Consider the following 23,910-nt stretch of genomic DNA (forward strand, 5'->3'; position numbering starts at 1 on the left):
CGTTTTATCTATTGCCGCCCGTCACCCTTATTTGGCGGTTCTTCTTGTTTTTCTTGAGGTTTAGCTGTGATATCAGTTAATTCTTTTTTGTCTGGTTTTGGTGTTTCTGGAGTTGAGTTAGCCATTGGTTTATTGTTTAAGTAGATGCACCGTTTAATTATATCTTTTTTGACTGCAAAGGTATTGCTGTAGATAGCGGGAGCAATATCGAGACCAACAATTCTCATGCAGTGGGGTTTGATAGCCAATACTCGAAGACTTTATGTAGAGTGTAGATGCGAATAGATAGATGTCGGTTCTAGACTGCTTGAGGGTTGCAGCCAAACAAATCGGAGGTGGACGCAAAAACACCTTTATTAAGTATTAAATGCCGATCGCCATCTCGACTGATTAACCCTTGCTGCTGCAATTTTCCCAACATTCGCGTTACCGTTACGCGAGTCGTGCAAATAGTATTAGCAATATCTTGATGTGTCAAGCGGATGCTCAAACGAGTTCCCTCAACCACAGGCTGACCGAAGTCCTGTTGCAATAATAGCAGAAGTTGATACAAACGGTCTTCTACTCGGCGCTGTCCGGCGATCGCCAAAATTGATTCCATTTGTCGCAGCCGCCGCACCATTTGAGGCAACAACTCGTGAGCCAATTGAGGAGAAGCTTCAATTTCCACCATAGAATACCACATCAAATAAACGTCTGATGTTGCCGTAGCTCGGTAAGTCTGCAAGGAAGTCAACCACAAACCGAAACACATCGAAGGCCCCACCCAACCCAAAAGTCCTTCTTCTCCGGTGGGATAAAGGGTACTCAGTTGTGCTAAACCTTGACAGACGCGCCAAAGGCCTTGGGACATTAAAGGAATGGTTTCGCCCTTTGCATAAAAATGCAAGTTTCGAGTTGCTCCTGTGTTATGCTGGACTTCCGCTAAAAGTGCTTTCGATGTTGGTGGCATATCCGTTATTTCCAGCTAAAAAACATTAGTGTGAGACCTAGCGATCTCACTCTAACCGACCCAGGTAAAGGTTAGGTGATCGTTAGGTTAGCGGGAGTATAAGCTTTATCTACATTCAAATTCTGTATCAACAATTACTCAAGCTATGAGTGTGACATTGCTCAGAGTATCGTCGGAATATGTAATTTAAATGCTCAATAGCTTAAATTTTAAACATTATTTGAATCCCAATACGGTTCAGTTAAGACTTTCAATATAGATAAAATAACGATCTATAAAATAGACTTTGCGATTGCTTTCCTACGGCTCAAGTTCATAAGATTGTTCCTTGCAACGACCAAAAAATACTAACCAAGCGTATTGAGTTAAATGCAAATTTGATATCACATACTCTTAAACTTTCAAGGTGATTAATTGAGCAATTTATTCAGTCTAAAAATCTAAAGCCATCTGCTTTCGACTTCGGGAATTACTTGCACATCATCAAGTTCGGTGACTGCTTCTTCAAATCTGAGCCAGCGAACAACAGCGGTAAATGCGTGACAGCGTGCAGGAATGTCCCGCGCGATCGAATATTCGCCAAAAACCAGGCGTTGCTGATTTACGGTATGAAAGGCTAAATATGCCAGTCATAGAAACCAGTATCGACAAAGCTTGGGGATTTTCAACTTATTTTTTTTCATACCCTGATTAAGCAACGCAATTTTTATATGATGAGAATAAAACGGCATTGCGTCGCAGCCCCCGCACCCTGAGGAGTCGTGAAGCTCGATCGCCCTTCCGAACTGACCATTTGCTGCGACAACCTTCAAGAACTTCTAAAATAGTTCCAGCAGTATCAAAAGACAAGTCAGGTTTTTCATGGCCGATCAATTAATTCGCGCTACAGCCGCAGATGGTGGAATTCGCGCTGTAGCCGTCATTACCACCCGCCTCACCGAAGAAGCAAGAGGGCGGCACAAGCTCTCCTACGTCGCTACAGCAGCCCTCGGACGCACAATGTCAGCAGGGCTGTTACTCGCTTCCAGCATGAAGCGGCCCGAATCGAGAGTCAACATTCGCATCAAAGGAGATGGGCCCCTAGGCGGACTGCTGGTTGATGCGGGACTTGATGGCACGGTTCGAGGTTATGTCAGCAATCCCTCAGTGGAATTGCCGCCCAATGCTAAAGGCAAACTTGATGTCGGCGGCGCCATCGGTGACGGCTATTTGTATGTGGTGCGCGACGCTGGATACGGCTTCCCTTACTCAAGTACGGTAGAATTGGTTTCCGGCGAAATTGGGGACGATCTGACTCACTATTTGGCAACCTCGGAACAGACTCCTTCGGCTCTGGTTTTGGGGGTGTTTGTGGGGGCGGCGGGGGTGCAAGCTTCTGGGGGCGTGCTGTTGCAGGTTATGCCGAAGGCGGCGACGGATGAAGAACTTGTGCAAACTCTAGAATCTAGGGTGACTGCACTGTCGGGCTTTACGCCGTTGCTACAATCGGGCAAAACGCTGCACCAGATTCTGGAAGAGTTGCTGGGTGATATGGGCCTGGAAATTTTCCCGGAAACTCAGATGGTGCGCTTTCACTGTGGCTGTTCGTTCGATCGAGTTTTGGGAGCTCTGAAAATGTTGGGTGAAGCCGAACTTCAAGACATGATCGAAAAAGATGGCGGGGCTGAGGCTACTTGCCATTTCTGCAATGAGGTTTACAAGGCTAACAGCGACGAACTTGCCGAACTAATTGGCGATTTGCGATCGAATTCCGGTTCTTGAGACCATAATGTGTAATTGGCTCTATTGAGTGCGAGTTGGGGATGACCGAAAAACCAGGAGCAAGCCCCTGGCGACCGACTTGGGGATAAGCCGGAGGCGACTTCAGTCGCCTAGAACTCTACGTCGAGGAATTTGAATAAACGGAATATTATTTATTCAGGCTGGTTGTAAAATGGTGCAATGTTGAATCTCACCTACGAATACAAACTCATTCCCACCGACGCACAACGCGAAACTATCGACCAGTGGCTGACTATCTGCCGCAAGGTCTACAACTTTGCATTGCGAGAACGGAAGGATTGGGTGAACTCCCGTAAGTGTGATGTCAACTCATGCAGCATCCGGCAGGAATACATTATCCCCGCTGATGCACCCCGTCCAACCTTTGCGCGGAGCGTGCAAAACGCTTTCCCAGGCAAAGCAGTTGATTCCTGAACTGAAGCTACCTCATACCCATGTCTTGCAACAGGTGTTGCGCTTTCTTAGAGGCAGCGTTTGTGGCGATGTGCGATCGGGGGCACGGGTTTCCTAGGTTTAAAAAGCCGATGCGCTCATTTGTGTTTCCGCAATTAAACCTAGAATCCGTTCAACGTTTTGAGGGTGCAGACTGGGTTAATTTGCCTAAGATTGGCCCCGTCAAGATACATCTATCGCGCCCGATTTTAGAGGGGTTTGAAGTTAAGCAAATTCGTATTGTGAAGCGAGCATCTGGTTACTATGCCATGCTCACTTTGCAATGTGATGTTGAAGTTCCTCAAGCATTGCTATCGGGACAATGGGTCTAAAGCCCCGTCCTTATAGGACGGCTTTAATTATTCCTGACTTTTTTGGCAAAACCTAGTATAATAGAGCAAGAACAAAAGTAAAAAAATGAAAGCAAGGTATCAATACAGATTTTATCCAACCGACCAACAAAAACAGAGCTTGGCTCAATTATTTGGTTGTGTTCGAGTGGTCTGGAATGATGCACTTGCACTTTGCAAGCAATCTGAAAAGAAACCCAAATCAGCAGAACTTCAGAAACTAATAATCACTCAGGGTAAGCAAACAGAAAAGAGGGCATGGCTGAGTGAAGTATCGGCAATCCCCTTACAACAGTCAATAGCAGACTTAGAGACAGCGTTTAAAAACTTCTTTGAGTCTTGCAAGGGACAAAGAAAAGGGCGCTCAAGCGGCTATCCCAATTTCAAAAAGCGCGCAAACAGTCAGTCTGCAAGATTAACTCGCGGGGGGTTTTCAATCAAGGGAGATGGGGTTTATTTAGCCAAGATTGGAGTTGTTAATCCAGTCTGGTCTAGGAAATTGCCGTCAGTTCCTAGTTCTGTAACCGTTATCAAAGACTGTGCCAATCGCTATTTCTTAAGCTTTGTTGTAGAGATTAATCCCGATCTAGTCGAAGCCAAAAACCACAGCATCGGCATCGATCTGGGCATTAAAACCTTTGCAGTAATGAGTGATGGAACATCAGCTCAAAGCCCAATCTACAAGCAGCTAGACCGAAGAATTCGCTCTCTTCAACGCAAGCTAGCAAGGCAACTCAAAGACTCAAAACGCCGAAATAAAACCCGGCTTCAAATTGCCAAACTGCATAACCAAATTGCAGACACGCGCAAAGACTTCCTGCACAAACTGTCAAGCAAAATAGTTAACGAAAACCAAGTAATTGTTTTAGAAGATTTGAACGTGTCTGGCATGGTCAAGAATCGCAAACTTGCGCTTAGCATTAGTCAGCAAGGATGGTATGAGTTTAGGGTACTGTGTGAGGCTAAATCTGAACAGCTAGGCAGGGAATTTAGGGTAATTAGTCGCTGGGAACCTACCAGTCAGGTGTGTGCAGATTGCGGGTTTAAGTGGGGCAAATTAGACCTCTCTATTCGTTCGCTGTTGTGCCTTAATTGTGGCACTCAGCAAGACAGGGATTTGAATGCTGCGAGAAATATAGAAAAAGTCGGGATAGGGCATTGCCACGACTCTAAACGGGCGCAGAGGGGACGTAAGACTACTTCGGTAGCAGACCCCTGTGAAGCGTCAAGAATCACCGCACTTTTAGGGCGGTGAGTATGTCAACTAATCACGAAATTTTGTTTGGGGCGTTGTGGGCGATGGCGTCGGGCCCCGCAAGCTACGGCTCTTGCAGTGTTCCGCCTGCAGGAGTATTTCATTCAGTTGACAGTTGACAGTTGACAGTTGACAGTTGACCTCTACCTAGAAGGAAGTGGATTGGAGTAATGAATAATCTTCTTTTAAATTATCCCCATAAGGGATAGGCTTGAAACCAATTCTTTCTGGTAAAAGTGATGGATACATTCTATAGAGCAGTGGATATCAGCGATCGCAGTTTTAAAATAACTAACACTGGCTGGTTGCTGTTTGTGGTGAGCGGAGATTTATGAGTCAAGATCGCAAAACACCAGGCCGTTGGTCTGCATCAGAATCCTTGGAGTCAAAAAAGGATACTTCCTCGCTAGTGCCAATTCCAGCCAGGAAAAATCGCGCTGAGCGACTTAAAGAAATCCGAGATTTGGTTACTTCAGGAAAACTGCCGGGAGGGCATCTGGAACAGCAGCCGAAAGAGTCTGGAGAAAACTCGCAACCGCCACGTGACCCCTATCGGCTGTGGCGCTTCTGGTCGAAAAAATGGCAGTTTTGGCTGGCGGTGAGTTTGCTGATGTCGGTGGGTATGGGGTTTGTGGCAATTTCGTCTTTGCTAAACCTAACCTCGCAGTCGAATTGCTCGAAGATTTTTTGGCCGACGGCTTCTGCTAACGATCGCTTTTTTTGCGCTCAAGAAGCAGCCAGCAAGCGGACGGCGGATGATTTGCTGCGCGCGATCGAATTAGTGAATGCTTTGCCCCAAGATCACCCGCTACGATCGAGAATTAACGGTCAGATCGATCGCTGGTCGCAGGATATTCTCAGGTTGGGAAATTCTAGTTTCCAAGAAGGAAAGCTGGATGAGGCGATCGCGATCGCCCGCAAGGTTCCTCAAGACGTTCCCGCTTACGCGACGGTGCGACAGCAGATTGAAAAGTGGCAGTCAACATGGAGCGATGCAGAGAAACTTTACCGCACGGCAGAAGACCACTTGCGTCAGGAAGAGTGGGGGCTGGCTTTCCGCCAAGCTACTCTGCTGTTGGATACGGGAAATACTTTTTGGGAATCGACGAAGTATGAGGAACTCACTAAGGTAATTCAGACGACAAAGGCTGAGGGTAATAAGTTGGTAAAAGCCAGGAATACAGCCTCGGAGGGAGGGCTGGACAATCTGGTGACGGGGATTAAGCTGGCTCAGGGCATCGATCAAAAGAGTTATTTGTATCAAGCTGCCAATAAGCTGATCGCGGAATTTAGCAAGAAAGTGATGGCGATCGCCCAAAAACGCTTGCAAGCAGGCGATTGGCAGCAGGCGATCTCGATCGCTAACAAGATTCCAGAGGCTGCAAATTTAAAGGAACAAGTACAGGATTTTAACGAGTTGGCTCAGGCTACGGCTCAGGCTTTGACCGGCTCTGTTGATGGTTTGTCTAAGGCGATCGATCTCGCTCAAAAGTTGAAAGACGGCCGCCCTTTGTACAAACAAGCTCAAGATTTAGTCGGCCGCTGGCAGCAAGAAATGGCTGATGTGAAAATTTTGGATTTGGCAAGTAGGCTGGCAGCGCCGGGAGGGGTCAAGGACTTGAGGGCTGCGATCGCCCAATTGCAAACAGTCCCGGAATCAAATCCCCGCTCTAAGGAAGCTCGGACTCAAATCGATCGCTTGAGCCGTCAAATCGAACTGCTAGAAGACAGTCCGTACCTGCAAAGAGCTAACGATTTAGCGACTACCGGCGATCCAAATTCTCTGGAAGCAGCCGTAGCTCAAGCTTCTCGGATCGGCCAAGGAAGAGCGCTTTACGGGGAAGCTCAAACCAAAATTCAAGCTTGGATCGAGAGAAGACAGCGCCTTCAAGACCAGCCGTTTTTGGAGAGAGCTCAGCAACTAGCGGCTAGGGGTAATTTGGCCGAGGCCATTGAGATGGCACGCCGGATTCGATCGGGACGGGTGCTATATGAGGAAGCTCGATCGAACATTCGGACTTGGGAAGCTCAATTGCAGGGCGAGCAAGGCTTGCAGAGCGCCCGTCAGGCCGCCCAAGCGGGAACTGCTGACTCCTTGCAAGCAGCAATTACGCTAGCCCTTCAGGTACCCGATACGAGTTCGCTCCGCTGGCAGGCTAGTGAGGCGATCGAGGAGTGGAGCCAGCGAATTTTGGCGATGGGTGTGGAACAATCGTCGTCGGATCTGGCTGGGGCGATCGCGACTTTGAAGAAAATTCCCTCGGGTTCTCGGGCTTTTGAGCAAGCGCGATCGCAAATCAAAATTTGGGAGGAATCGCTGAATCCTCCGGCTGCTGAGTCACCGACTGTGGCTCCCGAACCCCCGGAAACCGAGCCACCAAGCCGGTCTCCGAGCCGTTAGGCTATAGCTGGTAAAAGTATAGTCATCTATTACATGACATGGGAGGCATTGAGTCCCTCCCCTTTCGCTTTCACTTTGAGCGGATTAACCCGCCTCGGCTGAGCTACACAGCTCCCTATCAAGAGTGCTAAAAGCATTTGGGATTGCTTTTCTTAAGATATTATAAGACCCATTAACATCGGCATTAATCAATCGACCCAACGACGTTTTGTACAATCCTCTCTTAATTCGCGAACCGCTAAATGTGACATCCTGAGATCCAATATTTCCGTAGACAGGAATTGGATCTAAATTCAGAAAATTCGATTTGGAAGTATAGGATTCCTCTTGCTCTATTACCTTTATTCCAACCAATTCAGCTTTGTATTTCAACATTTCAATTAGCCGAGCATGAGGAATATTGACAAAGTTTTGATTGGTTCTCTTGCCTAAATTAATCTCATTTTTCCATTGTAAGTTTTTGCCAATTACTAGCATCCCTATCTTTTGTGATGCGAGCAGATTGATTATCTGGCGACTGGTATGATGCAAGTAATTATCAACTTTTTGATGGCGGCAACGAGTTAGGCGCCCAAGACGTGATGACGAGCAGCGGTTTCCTTTTAATTGAGATTGCAGTTGTGCTTTACGTTTGTTGTAGAATTGATTAATTGATTTGAGTGGTCGCCCGTTTATCAGTAAAGGGACAAACCCCGGCTGATTTGAAGTTAGCGCTACTAAATTATTCAATCCTAAATCGATACTACCTACTAATTCTTTTTTGTTTTCGATGGTGGGCTCCGGCTGAGTACAGGCATTGTAAATTACCTCAATTACATAGGAATCACATTTTGGCACTAATCTAATTTGACAAATTTTCTCTGGTTTGACCTGGGTTTTAATTAAAATATTAGTACCGGAAAGCTTGATAATTCCTTTCTTGAGTTCCTTGCTACTAATGGCTTGAATCGTATAGACTAGAATATTCCGACCCTTGACTTTATCTTTGTACTTCGGTAATTTCGGGCGACCGCTAAATTTTGTGGGGTTATTTTTGTAAGCTTTGACTGCTTCAAAAAAAGACTTCCAATTTTTGTCTAATATCATTAATATTTGTTGACTTACCTTGGCTGGCAATTCTTTGTATGCTTGATGAGATTTCATCAAACGATTCATTTCGTTGTAATTGATATAACCCCATCCGTAAACAAAACTTTGACGGATAATGTAGTTAGCGGCGTTATACAAATTTTTGGATTTAAAGGCTAGTACATCAATTTCAATAAAACGGTGTTCGGTGGATTTAATGATGTGTCTCTCTGCTAGTTGCATTTAGACTCTCCATTTTTTAACGATCGCTATAATTCTCGCTTGTTGACCTTCTGACTATATGATACTACCATTGCTTACTATTGCTTGCAAACTTAATGAAGTTTTATAATACCATTTTGGATTTGGGATTTTTAAGTTTTCCGTAAGGTGTGTCGCCATAGCCAATCTTCAAAAAAGACCGACAATCTAATAGCGACGCACCAGGGAGCTTCAACAGTTATAAGACAACCCTCAGTGTGAGATTGTCGATTGAATATAAAAATTGTTGATGGCGACACACCCTAAAAATCTTTCCCTTTTCCCTTTTCCCTTTTCCTTCTTCCGACTTCCCTCGGACTTCTATCAATTAAACATCCGCCGGATTGAGGTGCATCATCGCCCAAGTCGTGTAAGTGCCGATCGGACTCCAGAGTATGTAAGGCAGCAATAACAAGGTCGCTGATTCAGAAGCAGCCAACACGCTCAAAGCTAGCAGCACGCTTAAAATTGCGCCAGTTCCGCCGATTATCGTACCGACTTTGAGGCTCCTAACTTTGCACATAACCGACGTATAAGACATAGTTACTATTTCTAAAAGCAGGTACAAACCCATTCTCAACCAAGTCTCCTGAGTTCCCGGTGCTTGCTCCCAAACAATCACTGCTGACCAAGCTCCACAAATAAAAATTACTGTCCAAATTATAGGAATTGCTGCTTCAATTTTTAGCCATCTCGGACGCACTAATCGGTTGAACCATTGGATGTCACTGGTCGAAATTCTGTTAATCGCCAAAGCTACTATCAAGACGACTGCTCCAATTACCATCCATGATTTAATCATTTCTCTACCTTTAGCTAGATTAACTGTTTCAATTAAACCTATATTTTAGGTAATTCCGAGGCAAAGCACATCTCTCTCCAGTCTTAAATTGATAATTGCAAGGTAAATTAGGCTGTTCAACAGTTGACAGTTGACAGTTGACAGTTGACAGTTGGAGAGCGACCTCTACCTATAAGTCCTAGGAATGAAACAGTGAATAATTTTGTTTTATTTCTCCCTCGAAGGAGGAGGCTCTAAACCCATTCTTCTTGGTTAAAAACAGCAAGTTTATTGCCTTCACAATCCCGGAAACATAACCTAATTATGTAGGGTGCGCGACGCGCACCTTACCGCGACAAGTAGCGCTTAGCCTTGCAAATCAATCCGCTAGCCGAGCCGGTGATGGTGTTCTAATTCTAAACTAGAGTCATCATCTTTTCTGGGAACCAGAAGCGTATTTTCACTGCTCGGTTGCAACACAGCTTTAATTACTTGGAGAAAACGGTTGGGTTTTTTAGTTTGGCCGTTGAGTGTGCGACGATCTTTAACTTTTTGAGAAAGGTGTCGCATCACAGATAAATCGAGTTCATCGATGAAATGATCTGCTATACGTTCTCCCATTAAATCAATAGCTTCTGAATACTGATCTGTCAGCATTTCTATGGCATCGTATGCTTCATCAGCAACTTGACTTGCTACTGTTTTATTTTGATCCCCTGATGTCTGAGAATGGCTGCGGCGCCGGTCTAAAAGACTTTGATACTCAGCAACACTCATTCCCAAATTGTAGAGGTGATGGTGAGCGTGATCCATCAAATCTACTTCACTAGGATAGAAGAAACCGCGAGTGCTGTTGATGCCGTGCAGTTTTGCCCAACGCCGCAGAATAGTCTCATCTTGTAGTTGGTATCGCTCCAACATTTGAGCTGTATTCAGCTCCACTTCTGGCGTAACTTTGAAATCGCTCATCGGTAAATCCTCACTGGTGAATAGATGAATACACTTGAAACTTAAAATCAGTAGTTTGGGCGCAGTCTGAAATGACGATAAATCCTTTGACGGCATTCAGAGAAGTCTTGGGGGCATTTGCTAGCCGTCGATCGAGTCAGAGGATTTCAGGGTAGCGTAGTATTGGGCTTGGTCTCGATCGCATTCGGGAGCAACTGCACAGGGTTAATAATATAGCTGATTTGCTGTTTCAACAACCATTAAAAATAGTAAACTTTGCTTTTTTGGCTTGAATTGTTAGTAATTTTGAGTTATAATACTCACTGTTACCGTGCAATTAGTAATTTTAGTAGTTGCAAGCGAGATTCTTAGTATGCCTGTATACGATTATTTTTGTCCCACAAACAACCAGCAGTTAGAAGTTTCGCACAGCATGAACCTGGAAGTTTCGACTTGGGCCCAACTATGCGAGTTGGCTAAGTGCGAACCCGGGGATACTCCTGGAGATACTCCGGTACGCCGAATGCTGAGCGCTCCGAGGTTGATGAAGCCGACATCCGACACTGATTACAAAAATCAGGGTTTCAGCAAGTATGTGAAGCGAGATGAAGGGGTTTATGAAAATGTCACGGCTAAAGATGGTGAAAGCCGTATTATCAATCGAGAAGGTAAGCCGCTGAAAGACTGAGAATCCACAATCACTAAGTTCGTAGTGAGGACTTCAGTCCTTCTTAAAAGTTCGTAGTGAGGACTTCAGTCCTTCTTAAAAGTTCGTAGTGAGGACTTCAGTCCTTCTTAAAAGTTCGTAGTGAGGACTTCAGTCCTTCTTAATTTTTAAGTTTAGCAGGACTAAAGTCCTTACTACAAACCTGATAAGATTATTTACCAAACCAATCACTCATTTTCTGCTGTGCTTGTGCTTTAGTTTCAGCATTAATGTATACTGAAACAGTCGCTATCGCCGCCAGCAACACCCCCAAATCATCTGTAAATCCGACACCGACTAATATATCTGGAATCGCATCAACCGGAGATATAAAATAGGTCAAAGCTCCCACAACAACGGTTTTAGCCCAAGCCGGTACGTTGGGATTTTGAGCAGTGTAATAAAGCGTCAAAGCTTTTTCAACTACTTCTCGGCCAGCGCTTAAAGCAAATTTTTTAAGTTTTGCCCAAAAACTTTCATCGGAATAATCTGGTTGCGGATTGCTGAGGTTTATGGTGGTTCTTTTGGGGTCGATTAAATCGAGAGGAATGCCCTTATTTTTGAGCTGGGAAACGGCAGTATTAAATGATGCTGATGCTTGATTTTTTTTGGGCGCAGCCTCCTGTATTTGTTTCATGTCTGCGATGAATTCTTGCATGGCTTGAATTTGCAAATCGGAAACTGCGAGCATTTTTTTCGCGGATTGAATCGCCTCGCTTTCTGTGGGATGCAGGGTATTATTTGCCAAAGCAATGCCGATCAAAAAATACATGACTCCCAAGCGCAGCGGTTCTTTTGACTGACTGAGAGTTTGCAAACAGTCGCCCAGAGATGGTGGAGTCGCTGTGTAGGATTGGATTTGAGCCTTGGCTGAATCCGAAAACTTGTCTAAATTTATGGTTTTAAAGAACAAATTTAGTTCGTCAATATCAACAGAACCGTCGGCGGCTGCGATCGCAAATAAAGAACCGTAAAAAGCTAAAAGTTCGGTTTCTGAAGATGTAGCAAAAATATCTTGTTCGGACATGATGCAACTGGGATCGCTCGCGACGATCTCGATCGTACCACAAACCTGACCTCGAATCTTCGCAAAAACCGGCAATAATCTTAAAAGCTAGGACAAAATGGAGAATTTTTGATGAAAGTTGCGATCGTCGGGTGCGGCTATGTGGGTACTGCGACAGCCCGACATTTACGCGGTAAATCTGATTGTACCGTGACGGCGACAACTACGACGGCGAGCCGAGTTAGTGAATTGGAGGGTGTCGCCCAGCGGGTAGTTGTGCTTAAGGGAAATGATGCAGGTGCGATCGCGAGTTTACTGCAAGACCAAGATGCTGTTATGCTGTGCGTCGGTGCTCGAAATGCTGATGCTTATCGAGAAAGTTACTTAGAAACTGTGACAACTTTGGTATCAGTTTTACAGCAGATACCGACAGTCAAGCAGGTGATTTATACGGGTACTTATTCTGTGTACGGCGACTGTCAAGGTAAACTGGTAAACGAAGAATCGCCCGTCGCACCAGCCAATCCCAACGGTGAAATTCTCGCCGAAACCGAACGAGTTTTATTAGCAGCATCGAATCCAAACCTGCAAGTTTGCATTCTCCGTTTGGGTGGCATTTACGGGCTCGGGCGAGAATTAGTTAAAATCTTTGGGCGTTGGGCTGGGACAACTCGTCCGGGCGCCGGGGAAGATGCGACAAATTGGGTACATCGAGATGATATTGTTGGGGGATTGACCTTTGCATTGGACAATAGATTGCAGGGGATTTACAATTTAGTCGGGGATGTGTCGCTATCTAGTAGCGAATTACTCGATCGCATTTTTGAAACTCACAATCTACCGAAAGCTACTTGGGATACATCTGTGAGCAGCGTGCGGCCTTATAATGCGAGGGTATCGAATCAAAAAATTAAGGCGGCTGGCTATCAGTTTATCCATCCTGAAATTAGTGAGTTTTAATTATCTAAATTTAGATCGTGTCCGCCGTTATAAAGTTCGTAGTGAGGACTTTAGTCCTCATAGTTTAAAGAGGACTAAAGTCCTTACTACAAACCTATTTTATCGTGCTACTGACTGCGGACACGATCTTGCCAACTCGCCACAATAAAAGCCAGTTTGTCCGTAATTCCTGATGCTATATTTTCCCTTTAACCCAAGTCCTAAAAGATTTCAGCAAAGCAATTTCTCCTAGAGTTTGAGTGCGAGTGAAAAAAATAGCCATTTCCGCTGCTGATACAAAGGGAAAAGCAATACTAAAGTCGCGCTCAATATATTCTGTTTCTACCAACTGATAAAATTTCAAAACTCGCCCGTTATATAGCCAGAGTTCCGGGACTCCAAGTGCTGAGTAAATGGCAAACTTATTAATTGAACTGCTGGTAATATCTATTTCAATTGCTAAGTCGGGCGGTGGGGCAGTTTCTAAGTCTAGTTCTTGCCTACCTCTAACTGCTGGTTCATTTGGGATATAATAACAGTTATCTGGTTCTATGCCTTTTTTAGCATTTTTGAGTTTGAGAGTAGTTGAGCCAGCACTTTTAATTTCAATGTCGAGTTCTTCTGCTAAAGCAATGATGAAATTACCGAAATTGCTCTTGTAGTTCTCATGTTCAAATAATGGCGCCATAATTTCCAGTCTCCCTTCATCGTAAGCTATGCGATAACCTCGCTTATCGCCTATTTCTTTGAGCAAGGTTTCAAAGGTTGACCAGCTAATATTTTCTAGCAGGGTTCTCTGTTCGGCTAAACTTGAAGTGGTAGCAATCATCTCAAAATCTCCTTGAGCTGAGAAAACTCTGGTTTTATTGTAGCACGGGCAAAGTTAGTTCCCAAAAAGCGTTCTTTTTTGAGCCGCGGATGCACGCGAATGAACGCGGGTTGTATTAAATCTTATTTGATGACACCGCTAATTCTTTCTCTTCTTCCCAAGACAGCGATTTTTGAAGTTCTCCTGATGCTGTAAATGTTTGGGCTGCCAACAGTGCAGTCTCTAAATTCACACACATTTTGGCGGAATAATTGCCTTCTTGTCCGCCGACAACTAGCTTTTCTATTGCATCTGGTTTTGATGGCTCTACTAAATTATAGAAGCTAACGTTATCAAAAGTTATGTTAACAATATATTTGCCGAATTCACCACCACCAATGCTCATATAAGACTCGTCATCTGCACCCAAGGTAACTAAAGTTTTAGTTTTCCCATTCAACTCGCGAATGGCTTGTTCTATTTGATTCCAAGTAGGACTTTTTATTAAATTACCTTCATCCTGGTTGCCAACCCAATTTTCTGCTGACAGGTTTAATACAAACATTATTGCCTCCTTGTATTTGGCGGTTTAATGGTTATTGTCTTACTTCCACTGGGAGTAATAATTTCTAATTCTTCTATATTTAACTGCCAAGCCATAGAGTTTACTCCACCTCTTAAGCCGCAGGCGGCACAAAGTTCACGATCGCAAATCAAACGTGCTTTACCTCCTCTAATTCCCGCATCGGCTGCTTGTTGAAAAGCATCGGCTTCAGCGTGGGTTTTGGTGATAGGATTGACATTAAAGGTTATTTGCCGACGATTGGGGTTGCTGCCAGAGTTGATGCCAAAAAAACTTTTACCCGCTATTTCTACTTTAGCTATGGTTGATTTATCGGTTTCGCTGCCAGCCGGTGGTAAACCTAGGCTTTGTCTATATGCACCTAGTTCATCTAACACACTTTATATTTTTGCCTTTCCTTTGGGTTGACAGCCCAATTTTACCATGTTACGTTCTGGTTTTGGGATTTGGGATTGCGAATCTGAGATTTATCATATTACTAGGGGGTGGGCAAAAGCCCACCTCACCAAATTACCCCATCATCTCACCAAAAAAGTCGATCGTCTCTTTCAACGCTTTGACAAACACATCAATCTCCTCATGGGTATTGTAAAAATACACACTCGCCCGTGCAGTAGATGAAATGTTCAAATAGCGGTGCAAAGCTTGCGTGCAGTGATGCCCGGAACGAATCGCGACCCCCTCCGCATCCAACATGGTGGACAAGTCTTGAGGGTGAAGTTCTCCGGCGCTAAATGATGCTAGCGCTGCCCTACCTTCGCCGTTGCTGTCTGGTTCTGGCCCGTAGATTTTGATCTCGGGAATTTGCCGCAACTGTTGGAAGAGATAAGCCGTCAAGTCGGCTTCGCAAGCGTGAATCCGATCCATGCCTATGTTACTAAGATAGTCGATCGCAGCACCAAGGGCGATCGCCTCACCGATTGCCGGAGTCCCCGCCTCAAACTTGTGCGGCAAATCGGCATAGGTGGAATATTCGAGAAACACATCAGCAATCATCTCGCCGCCGCCGAAAAACGGAGGCATTTCTCTCAGCAAGTTTAGTTTACCGTACAGAAAACCGATACCAGTCGGAGCGCACATTTTGTGGCCGGAAGCAACCAGCCAATCGCAATCCATTGCTTGCACGTCTACTACCATGTGCGGCACGCTTTGGCAAGCATCAATTAAAACTTTGGCGCCGAAACTGTGGGCAATTTTGCATATTTCTTTGACTGGATTGATGCAGCCTAAAGTATTGGAAACGTGAACCACAGATACCAACTTAGTTTTGTGGGAAACCAGCGTTTTAAACTGTTCCAAATCAAACTCGTAAGTTGCAGTCAACTCTACAAACTTTAACACCGCACCAGTTTTTTGAGCAATCATTTGCCAGGGAACGAGATTGCTGTGGTGTTCCATCACCGACAGGATAATTTCATCTCCCGCTTGCAGATTGCTTAAACCCCAAGAATAAGCAACTAAATTAATTGCTTCCGTGGCGTTGCGAGTGTAAACAATTTCTTGTCGCGATGCTGCATTGATAAATGCTGCAACTTTGTCTCTCGCACCTTCGTAAGCATCAGTTGCTTTGGCGCTGAGAGTGTGGGCGCCGCGGTGGACGTTGGCATTGTATTGTTCGTAGTAATCGCGCCAAGCGTTGAGTACAGCTAGGGGTTTTTGGGAAGTCGCTGCGTTGTCTAAATAAATTAGCGGTTTACCGTTGACTTTTTGCGTCAAAATGGGGAAGTCGGCGCGAACTTTTGAGGCTAGAGTTTTTTCTTGAATAAGTGTCATATTTTCTGAGTTAACAATGAGAAGTTATTTTTTTGCAAGATTAGGGCGCAATTCCATTTTAAACGATTTTTTGCATCAATAGGTACGTTGTTGGGCTTTAGCCCTTTTTATATATGTCTAAAGAGGGCTAAAGCCCAACAACGTACTTTAATTAATTCCGCTTTTTGGCTGCGGACTGAAGTCCGCACTACAAACGAATCTTACTGCGGTTAATTGATCGGACACGGCTTTGAGGGGGAAAAGTCAATTTGGATTTTGGGATTTGAAAATCCAAAAGCCTTTCGAGTCTAACTAGAGCTTTTCTCTAAAAGATGAGGTATGACTGACAGCTTATATAATACACTAAGAGGGCTAAAGCCCAACAACGTACCTCACCTATCTGAGAAGGGCTATAATCTTGATAAATCAAGACACCACCTACAAAATTTGACTAATCTTTCACTGGCCGCATTGTCGGGAACATTACGGCATCTCGGATGCTTTGAGTGTTAGTTAAAAGCATCACCAATCTGTCTACGCCGATGCCCATTCCCGCACAATTCGGCATTCCCAAAGATAGCGCTTGGATGAAGTCTTCATCCATGGGATGCGCTTCGTCGTCGCCTGCATTTTTCTGCGCTAGCTGTTCTTCAAAGCGCTTTCTTTGCTCTTTCGGATCGTTCAATTCTGAGAATCCATTTGAGTATTCTGTGCCATTAATAAATAGCTCGAAACGTTCGACAAATCCCGGTTTGCTGCGGTGTCCTTTGGCTAAGGGACTGACTTCGACGGGATAGTCGATGATGAATGTCGGTTGAATTAGTTTGGGAACAACTAATTTGTCAAAAACTGCGTACAAGACGTAGCCTAAACTTTGTTGTTCTAACTTTGACAGATGCAGTTCTAGCTTGCTTGCAGAGCCGATCGCACTTTCCAAGTCCAAACTGTCAAAATCCAGCCCAAACTCGTCTCTGACAGCTTCCACCATCGTTTTAACTTGCCAGTGTTTGCCGCTAAAACCGGGATATTTGTCGCTGTAGTCGAACTTGCGCTCTAAACTGATGGTTTCTCCCTGATTTTCAATTTCCACGACATCTCCAAAGACAGCCGCCGCCGCAAAACACATCACATCTTCGACAACTGTTAAAATGTCGAATACATCTGCATAGGCTTGGTAAACTTCTAAGGAGGTAAACTCGGGATTGTGAGTGCTGTCAATACCCTCATTTCTAAAGGCTTTTCCTAGTTCAAATACTCGCTCAAAACCGCCGCAAATAGCTCTTTTTAAGAACAATTCCGGTGCCACTCGCAAATATAAATCTACTTCCAAAGCATTGTGGTGCGTCATGAACGGCTTAGCAGCAGCACCGCCGTAAATAGCTTGCAGCGTTGGCGTTTCTATCTCGTAAAAATCTGCTTTCCAGAGATAGGAACGGATACTTTGTACGATGCGGCTACGCACCATGAAACGGTTGAGCGCATCTTGGTTGCTAGCCAAATCCATTTCGCGGTGGCGGCGGCAAACTTCGGGGTCGTTAATGCCGTAATAAGCATCGGGAAATTGGATTGTAGCTTTTGATAAAAGGGTGAATTCCCGCACTAAAATAGAAAGTTCTCCCCGAGGCGTGCGGCAGCCAATACCTTGGACGCCGACAAAATCGCCGATATCAAGCAATTTTTTAATTTGTTCAAAGCTCAAACCGACTTCACCGGTGACGATTGCTTTCTCGATTTTGAGTTGAATTTTGTCTGTGGCGTCTTTTAAATCGATGAAACCAATTTTGCCGCTGTCTCGCTTGGAAATAATCCGGCCTGCTAATCGCAGGGAAATTTCTTCGGGATCGCTTTCTCCGTTGGCGAGTTCTTTTCCCGGCTGACTAAATATTTCGCGAACTTGTTGGGCTGTGTGCGATCGCGCGTAGGATTGGCTAGGATACGGTTCTATGCCTTGCGATCGCAGTTCTTCTACTTTTTGACTGCGGACTTCGGCTTCACTCAGAGTCATTACTTATTGCCTGATTAAAATTACCAATATCTTACATTTTGCACTATTCTCGTGCTGGCGCTCCGGGCGGGCTCGCCTGCTCACCCCACCAGAAAATTCACTCTTTGTGGGACAAGCATCTTGCCTGTTCCTGACCAAGCTGCAAAATGTGAGAAACACTAGACTTTATCATAACCGCGCCACACAGATGAATTTTTCAAACAACTAAGATACACTTGCGATCGTCCGGTATGCCTTGACTTTTGACTAAAATCGGGTAGCTGCCAACTGACAACTGCCAGCCCACCCAGAAATATCTCCGATCGCAAATTGTTCTAGACACCACAAAGTGGCCGAAACTTTAAACAATTAATACCCGTAAAAAAAAAATGCAACCGCAGGCCAGTGCCTCAAACCCATACCCAGTAAATCATTCCCAATCTAAAATCTAAAATCTAAAATCTAAAATGATATAAGTTGTCTGTCGATCGCAAGTGGTGAGATGATATGTAGTGCAGCCTCACGGCAGTTCCACAGAAACTGAACAGCAGAGACGCGGGCGATCGAACTCGACTCATCGCACCTCTGCCACAATCGACCACACATATCATGTCCGGTCGATCGATCGTACTATTTGGGTCGGGGCGGGTTTACTAAAACTCTGGTTTTCATTGGGGATTATTGGTGAACCCGCCCCTACAAGAATTACGATCGATTGACCCGATATGATATCACACACACTCTCTCTTAACATATAAAAACCAGAATTATGGCTGTTGCAACTCAATCACTCGAAGAACTCTGCATCAACTCTATCCGCTTTCTCGCCATCGATGCGGTAGAAAAAGCAAAATCAGGACACCCGGGACTGCCGATGGGCGCTGCTCCTATGGCCTTCGTGCTGTGGGATCGGTTTATGCGGTTCAACCCCAAAAACCCCAAGTGGTTCAATCGCGATCGCTTCGTCCTCTCCGCCGGACACGGCTGTATGCTACAGTACGCCCTCATGCACTTGACCGGCTACGATAGCGTCAGCCTCGACGACATCAAGCAATTCCGTCAGTGGGAATCCAAAACCCCCGGACACCCAGAAAACTTTGTCACCGAAGGCGTAGAAGTTACTACAGGCCCTCTGGGACAAGGCATTGCTAACGCCGTCGGTTTGGCAATGGCAGAAGCTCACCTCGCTGCCAAGTTTAACAAGCCCGGTAACACCATTGTTGACCACTACACCTATGTCATCATGGGTGACGGCTGCCACATGGAAGGCATTTCCGGCGAAGCTTGTTCCTTGGCTGGACACCTCGGACTCGGCAAATTAATTGCCCTGTACGATGACAATCACATTTCCATTGAAGGCGACACTAGCTTGGCCTTTACTGAAGATGTCGGCAAGCGTTTTGAAGCTTACAACTGGCACGTTATTACAGTAGACAATACTGCTCTAGACAACGATACTAACCTAGAAGCAGTTCACAAAGCTATTGAAGAAGCGAAAAAAGTCACGGACAAACCGTCCATGATTAAAGTCCGCACCATCATTGGTTACGGTTCTCCCAACAAGCGCAATTCTTACAGTTCTCACGGTGCTGCTTTGGGTACCGATGAAGTGAAAGCAACTCGCGATTTCTTGAAGTGGGAATACGCACCGTTTGAAATTCCTAGCGATGCTTTGTCACACTTCCGCAAAGCAGTTGAACGCGGCGCTCAATCTGAGCAAGAATGGAATCAAGCTTTTGCTGATTATAAAGCAAAATATCCCGCAGAAGCAGCGGAATATGAGCGCACCGTTGCTGGCACACTTCCCGAAGGTTGGGATAAAGTTCTCCCGACTTACAAGCCGGAAGATAAGGCAGATTCCAGCCGGAATCATTCTGGAAAATGTTTGAATGCTTTGGCTGCTGTCCTACCTGAATTGATCGGCGGTTCCGCTGACTTGGCATCTTCTAACATGACTTTGCTCAAGGGTGAAAAAGATTTCCAAAAAGGTCAATACGAAGGACGCAATCTGCGGTTTGGTGTGCGGGAACACGCTATGGGCGCGATCGCCAATGGTATGCTCCTCCACGGTGGTTTGCTTCCTTACTGCGCCACATTCTTAGTATTTGCCGACTATATGCGCGGCGCAATTCGCCTCTCTGCACTCTCCGAAGCCGGAGTCATCTACGTCATGACTCACGACTCCGTAGCCTTGGGCGAAGACGGCCCCACCCACCAACCAGTCGAAACCATCGCTTCCCTGCGCGCCATCCCCAATTTATTGGTAATGCGCCCAGCCGACGGAAACGAAACATCCGGTGCTTACAAGGTGGCAGTTGAAAGCCCCAAACGCCCCACTTTGATGGCTTTGTCTCGTCAAAACTTGCCCAATTTGGCCGGAAGCTCGATCGAAGGAACAGCCAAAGGCGCTTACACTTTGTCAGACGACGGCGGTACTCCCGACATCATTTTGATCGGCACCGGTGGCGAAACATACCTCTGCGTTGATGCCGCTGAAAAATTGCGCGCCGCCGGCAATAAAGTCCGCGTCGTTTCGATGCCTTGCTGGGAATTGTTCGACTTGCAAGATGCCGCTTACCGCGAATCTGTACTACCAAAAGCTGTTACCAAACGGTTAGCAGTTGAAGCAGCTTCTAGCTTCGGCTGGGGACGTTATTTGGGTTCCGAAGGCGACAGCATCAGCATCGACACCTTCGGCGCTTCTGCACCAGGCCCCGTTGCTCTAGAAAAGTTTGGCTACACCGTTGATAATGTCGTAGCTAAGGCTAAAGCGCTGTTGGGTTAATCAATAGCAGCAGCATAATTTTGGATGGGGCGGGCTTGGGGCTCGCCCCTTTTTTTATGGGTGAAGGAAGAAGGAAGACGGAAGAAGGAAGACGGAAGAAGGAAGAAGGAAGACGGAAAAAGATAAAACTTCAACCCGCGGAGGCGGGTTTTGTTTGTGTAGCCGCGAATGACCTTCGCCCGGTCTTCTGTAGATTTTTGAATTTTGAGATAACTTATAAGTTATTGGGTTAAATTTTCCATTCCCCATTACCCATTCCCAATTACCAATTACCAATTCCCAATTCCCAATTCCCGATTCCCCATTACCCATTTCTTTATCATGTGGACTGTTTTAAATAACCTCTTATTCATCGGGAATTACATTCCTCACGGCCACTGTTACCTTTGGCAGCGAGAGCTTGTCGCGCTGCATATAGTGTCAGACTCGATAATTGCCCTGGCATACTATTCAATACCCCTATCCCTAATTTATTTTATCAGTCAGCGAAAAGACTTGCCATTTCGCAACATTTTTTGGCTGTTTGCCGCCTTTATTATCTCCTGCGGTACTACTCATGTAATGGAAGTTTGGACGCTTTGGCATCCTGTTTATTGGGTTTCTGGCTGTCTAAAAATGATTACCGCCGCGATTTCTGCTTACACGGCTTTTGCATTAATTCCTTTAGTTCCCCAAGCATTAACTCTCCTGAGTCCAACTCAATTAGGGATGATCGATCGCATACTGCAACAAGAAATCATCGAACGCCGAGAAACAGAAGCTCGCTATCAAACCTTAACTGAAGCTTCGCCGGTGGGAATATTTTATGCAGACGCTATAGGAGATTGCTTGTATGTCAACGAGCGCTGGTGTCAAATTTCGGGAATGGGCTGCGATGAAGCTTTGGGTAAAGGGTGGTTCCAAGGCATTCATCCAGACGACCGCCAGCGGGTTTTTGACCAATGGTACAGCGCCGCTGCCGAGAAATTGCCGTTTAAATCTGAGTACCGCTTTCAAGGCATCGATCGCACTAAAATCAGTTGGGTATTCGGTCAAGCTGTCGGTCAAGTCGGAGAAAATGGGAAGGTTAAAAGTTATGTTGCTACTATTACTGATATTACAGAACGCAAGCAGGTAGAAGAAGAAAATCGACTGCTCAATGAAACTCTGGAGCGTCGAGTAGTCGCTCGCACTGCTCAAATTGAAATTTACAACCACAAATTGCAAAAAGAAATCGCCTACAGACAAAAAATTGCGTTCACTTTGTTAGAATTGACGCAACTGCAAAATGCAATTCTTAATAGCCCTAACTACACAATTATTTCTACCGAACCAGACGGTACGATTAAAACATTTAATCTGGCAGCCCAGAAACTTTTAGGCTATTCCTCCGAAGAAGTGGTGGGAAAATTTACGCTAGCAATCATTCACGATCCTGTGGAGGTCGGTAAAAGAGCAGAAATTCTTTCTCAAGAATTGGGAGTAAAAATAGAGCCGGAGTTTGAGGTTTTTGTTGCCTGGGCGCGTCGGGGAATAGCTGACGAAAATGAATGGAGTTACATTCGCAAAGATGGTTCGCGGTTTCCGGTACTGCTGTCTGTGACTGCCTTATTTGACAACAACGGAAATATTAACGGTTTTTTGGGTATCGGTCAGGATATTAGCGATCGCAAACAAGCTGAAAAAGATTTCCGCGACCTCACCATTGCCCTGCAAAATGCCGTGGAAGGCATTTCGCGACTGGACATTGAGGGACGCTACGTCAATGCTAACCGAGCTTACGCTCATACCTGCGGTTACGAACCCGAAGAAATGGTCGGTATGGAATGGATACTCACCGTACATCCTGATGATATTGAGATGCTAATCTCAGCTTATGAGGAGATGCTAATTTCTGGCAAAGTAGACGTGGAAGCTAGAGGAGTCCGGAAAAATGGAACGTTTTTTTACAAGCAAATAACTCTGGTAAAAGCTTGCGACGCCCAAGGGACATTTAACGGTCACCACTGTTTCATGAAAGATATCACCGATCGCAAACTAACTGAAAGAGCCTTGCAGGAAAGCGAATTCAAGTACAGACAAATAGTTGAATTAGCAGAAGAAGGTATTTGGGTAATTGACAGCAATTCCCTCACGACTTATGTCAATCACGCAATGGCACGAATGCTTGGCTATAGTGAAGTAGAAATGTTAGGTAGACCGCTTTTGGATTTCACGGACGAACCGGAAAGAACATCAAATCTCTATCCTGTGGATTGGCGCCAGCAAGCTATTGGTGAAAAACGTGAAGTACAACTAAAAACTAAGGAGGGTAAAGATGTTTGGACTTATATTTCTACCAGTCCAGTATTCGACAATCTGGGGAATATGCTGTCTTGTTGTGCGTTGGTTTACAACATTACAGGCCGCAAAGAAGCAGAGGAGCAAATGCTGCAACTTACAGAAGATTTGAAGCGTTCTAACGAGGAACTAGAACAATTTGCTTATGTGGCTTCCCACGATTTGCAAGAACCGCTCCGAGCCGTTACCAGTTACACTCAATTACTCGCCCAGCGCTATCAAGAAAATTTGGACGATCGCGCCGATAAGTATATTAATTATATTGTTGACGGCGCGACCAGAATGCAACAATTGATTAATGATTTGTTGGCGTATTCGCGACTGGGAACGAGGGGTCAGGAGTTTGAGCCAGCCGACTGCAATGCTGCTGTCAAGCAAAGTTTGTGCAATTTGCAAATTGCGATCGCCGAAACAAAAGCTGTCATCACCTGCGACGCGATGCCAACGGTGATGGCAGATGAATCTCAACTGGTGCAATTATTCCAAAATTTGATCGCCAACGGCATCAAATTTTGCCGCGAAGACATCCCGTTCATTCAGATCGCTGCCCAAAGGCAAGAGGGCGAATGGCTGTTCAGCGTCCGCGATCGGGGCATTGGCATCGCTCCTGAGTATGCCGATCGCATTTTTATCATTTTTCAACGCCTGCACGGACGCCGCGAATATTCCGGTACTGGCATAGGTTTGGCGATGTGCAAGCGCATTGTGGAACGCCATGGCGGGCGGATATGGGTGGAATCTCAGGAGGGAAAAGGAGCGACTTTTTACTTCACTATTCCTATAATTAATAGCTGAAGG

22 protein-coding genes and 1 pseudogene are annotated in these 23,910 nt (G+C 45.4%); 10 read left to right on the plus strand and 13 right to left on the minus strand.

Annotated elements, in window-relative coordinates; all coding sequences use genetic code 11:
* Positions 1–8: 8 nt before the first annotated feature.
* Positions 9–227: a hypothetical protein gene (locus JGK11_RS07590; RefSeq protein ID WP_293175705.1), complete on the minus strand. Its 219-nt coding sequence runs from the start codon at positions 225–227 to the stop codon at positions 9–11.
* Positions 228–298: 71 nt separating this feature from the next.
* Positions 299–952, minus strand: coding sequence for a Crp/Fnr family transcriptional regulator (locus JGK11_RS07595; protein ID WP_293175703.1), 654 nt, complete (start codon positions 950–952; stop codon positions 299–301).
* Positions 953–1,487: 535 nt separating this feature from the next.
* On the opposite strand from JGK11_RS07595, the gene JGK11_RS07600 reads away from it, so the two are divergent.
* The 6 genes from JGK11_RS07600 (at position 1,488) to JGK11_RS07620 (ending at position 7,172) form a co-directional block, all read left to right on the plus strand.
* Positions 1,488–1,646, plus strand: a complete 159-nt coding sequence (locus JGK11_RS07600; protein ID WP_293175701.1) for a hypothetical protein — start codon at positions 1,488–1,490, stop codon at positions 1,644–1,646.
* A gap of 167 nt (positions 1,647–1,813) precedes the next feature.
* Positions 1,814–2,713 carry an Hsp33 family molecular chaperone HslO gene (hslO, locus tag JGK11_RS07605; RefSeq protein WP_293175699.1) on the plus strand — a complete coding sequence of 300 codons (900 nt, stop codon included), beginning with the start codon at positions 1,814–1,816 and terminating at the stop codon, positions 2,711–2,713.
* Positions 2,714–2,893: 180 nt separating this feature from the next.
* On the plus strand, positions 2,894–3,148 hold the full coding sequence (locus tag JGK11_RS32830) for a helix-turn-helix domain-containing protein (RefSeq protein ID WP_293175697.1): 255 nt from the start codon (positions 2,894–2,896) through the stop codon (positions 3,146–3,148).
* Between the two features lie 20 nt (positions 3,149–3,168).
* Positions 3,169–3,498 carry a hypothetical protein gene (locus tag JGK11_RS32835; protein WP_325314819.1) on the plus strand — a complete coding sequence of 110 codons (330 nt, stop codon included), beginning with the start codon at positions 3,169–3,171 and terminating at the stop codon, positions 3,496–3,498.
* Between the two features lie 85 nt (positions 3,499–3,583).
* Complete coding sequence (locus JGK11_RS07615; protein ID WP_293175695.1) at positions 3,584–4,771, plus strand: transposase; 1,188 nt, start codon at positions 3,584–3,586, stop codon at positions 4,769–4,771.
* A gap of 331 nt (positions 4,772–5,102) precedes the next feature.
* Positions 5,103–7,172, plus strand: coding sequence for a hypothetical protein (locus JGK11_RS07620; RefSeq protein WP_293189772.1), 2,070 nt, complete (start codon positions 5,103–5,105; stop codon positions 7,170–7,172).
* Positions 7,173–7,201: 29 nt separating this feature from the next.
* Here JGK11_RS07620 and JGK11_RS07625 read toward each other — a convergent pair.
* From JGK11_RS07625 to JGK11_RS07635, 3 genes and pseudogenes are all read right to left on the minus strand, one after another.
* Positions 7,202–8,483, minus strand: a pseudogene (locus JGK11_RS07625) (transposase).
* Positions 8,484–8,829: 346 nt separating this feature from the next.
* Positions 8,830–9,303, minus strand: a complete 474-nt coding sequence (locus tag JGK11_RS07630; RefSeq protein WP_293175689.1) for a TspO/MBR family protein — start codon at positions 9,301–9,303, stop codon at positions 8,830–8,832.
* Between the two features lie 366 nt (positions 9,304–9,669).
* Entirely contained in the window at positions 9,670–10,251 is a 582-nt protein-coding gene (locus JGK11_RS07635) for a hypothetical protein (protein WP_293175687.1), read from the minus strand.
* 352 nt (positions 10,252–10,603) lie between these two features.
* Between JGK11_RS07635 and JGK11_RS07640 the strand changes: the two genes are divergently transcribed.
* Positions 10,604–10,918 (plus strand): zinc ribbon domain-containing protein, encoded by a 315-nt coding sequence (locus JGK11_RS07640; protein WP_293189773.1) that lies wholly within the window; start codon positions 10,604–10,606, stop codon positions 10,916–10,918.
* A gap of 190 nt (positions 10,919–11,108) precedes the next feature.
* Here the strand turns inward: JGK11_RS07640 and JGK11_RS07645 are convergent, their stop codons facing one another.
* The gene (locus tag JGK11_RS07645; RefSeq protein WP_293211161.1) at positions 11,109–11,963 is read right to left on the minus strand and encodes a DUF1232 domain-containing protein; all 855 of its coding nucleotides are present in this window, start codon (positions 11,961–11,963) and stop codon (positions 11,109–11,111) included.
* Between the two features lie 111 nt (positions 11,964–12,074).
* Here JGK11_RS07645 and JGK11_RS07650 point away from each other — a divergent pair, with 111 nt between their 5' ends.
* Positions 12,075–12,902, plus strand: a complete 828-nt coding sequence (locus tag JGK11_RS07650) for an NAD-dependent epimerase/dehydratase family protein (RefSeq protein ID WP_293211163.1) — start codon at positions 12,075–12,077, stop codon at positions 12,900–12,902.
* A 175-nt stretch (positions 12,903–13,077) separates the two neighbouring features.
* Here JGK11_RS07650 and JGK11_RS07655 read toward each other — a convergent pair whose 3' ends face one another.
* The 7 genes from JGK11_RS07655 to JGK11_RS07685 form a co-directional block, all read right to left on the minus strand.
* A complete protein-coding gene (locus JGK11_RS07655; protein WP_293211165.1) occupies positions 13,078–13,710 on the minus strand; it encodes a Uma2 family endonuclease in 633 nt (210 codons plus the stop codon).
* Positions 13,711–13,825: 115 nt separating this feature from the next.
* A complete protein-coding gene (locus JGK11_RS07660; RefSeq protein ID WP_293204513.1) occupies positions 13,826–14,254 on the minus strand; it encodes an Imm1 family immunity protein in 429 nt (142 codons plus the stop codon).
* Positions 14,254–14,649: a deaminase gene (locus JGK11_RS07665; RefSeq protein ID WP_293204510.1), complete on the minus strand. Its 396-nt coding sequence runs from the start codon at positions 14,647–14,649 to the stop codon at positions 14,254–14,256. Before JGK11_RS07665 ends, JGK11_RS07660 begins: the two co-directional genes overlap by 1 nt.
* 133 nt (positions 14,650–14,782) lie before the next feature.
* On the minus strand, positions 14,783–16,045 hold the full coding sequence (locus JGK11_RS07670; RefSeq protein WP_293211167.1) for a SufS family cysteine desulfurase: 1,263 nt from the start codon (positions 16,043–16,045) through the stop codon (positions 14,783–14,785).
* 430 nt (positions 16,046–16,475) lie between these two features.
* Complete coding sequence (gene lysS, locus JGK11_RS07675) at positions 16,476–18,029, minus strand: lysine--tRNA ligase (protein WP_293197525.1); 1,554 nt, start codon at positions 18,027–18,029, stop codon at positions 16,476–16,478.
* A 196-nt stretch (positions 18,030–18,225) separates the two neighbouring features.
* Positions 18,226–18,351: a hypothetical protein gene (locus JGK11_RS07680; protein WP_293211169.1), complete on the minus strand. Its 126-nt coding sequence runs from the start codon at positions 18,349–18,351 to the stop codon at positions 18,226–18,228.
* A gap of 119 nt (positions 18,352–18,470) precedes the next feature.
* A complete protein-coding gene (locus JGK11_RS07685; protein ID WP_293211172.1) occupies positions 18,471–18,614 on the minus strand; it encodes a hypothetical protein in 144 nt (47 codons plus the stop codon).
* A 163-nt stretch (positions 18,615–18,777) separates the two neighbouring features.
* Here JGK11_RS07685 and tkt point away from each other — a divergent pair, with 163 nt between their 5' ends.
* Together tkt and JGK11_RS07695 are read left to right on the plus strand one after the other, a co-directional pair.
* Entirely contained in the window at positions 18,778–20,793 is a 2,016-nt protein-coding gene (gene tkt, locus JGK11_RS07690; RefSeq protein ID WP_293189777.1) for a transketolase, read from the plus strand.
* Between the two features lie 417 nt (positions 20,794–21,210).
* Positions 21,211–23,907 carry a PAS domain S-box protein gene (locus JGK11_RS07695; RefSeq protein WP_293175667.1) on the plus strand — a complete coding sequence of 899 codons (2,697 nt, stop codon included), beginning with the start codon at positions 21,211–21,213 and terminating at the stop codon, positions 23,905–23,907.
* Positions 23,908–23,910 lie beyond the last annotated feature (3 nt).

Source organism: Microcoleus sp. PH2017_34_RAT_O_A, from assembly GCF_020737885.1.
GTDB lineage: Bacteria > Cyanobacteriota > Cyanobacteriia > Cyanobacteriales > Microcoleaceae > Microcoleus.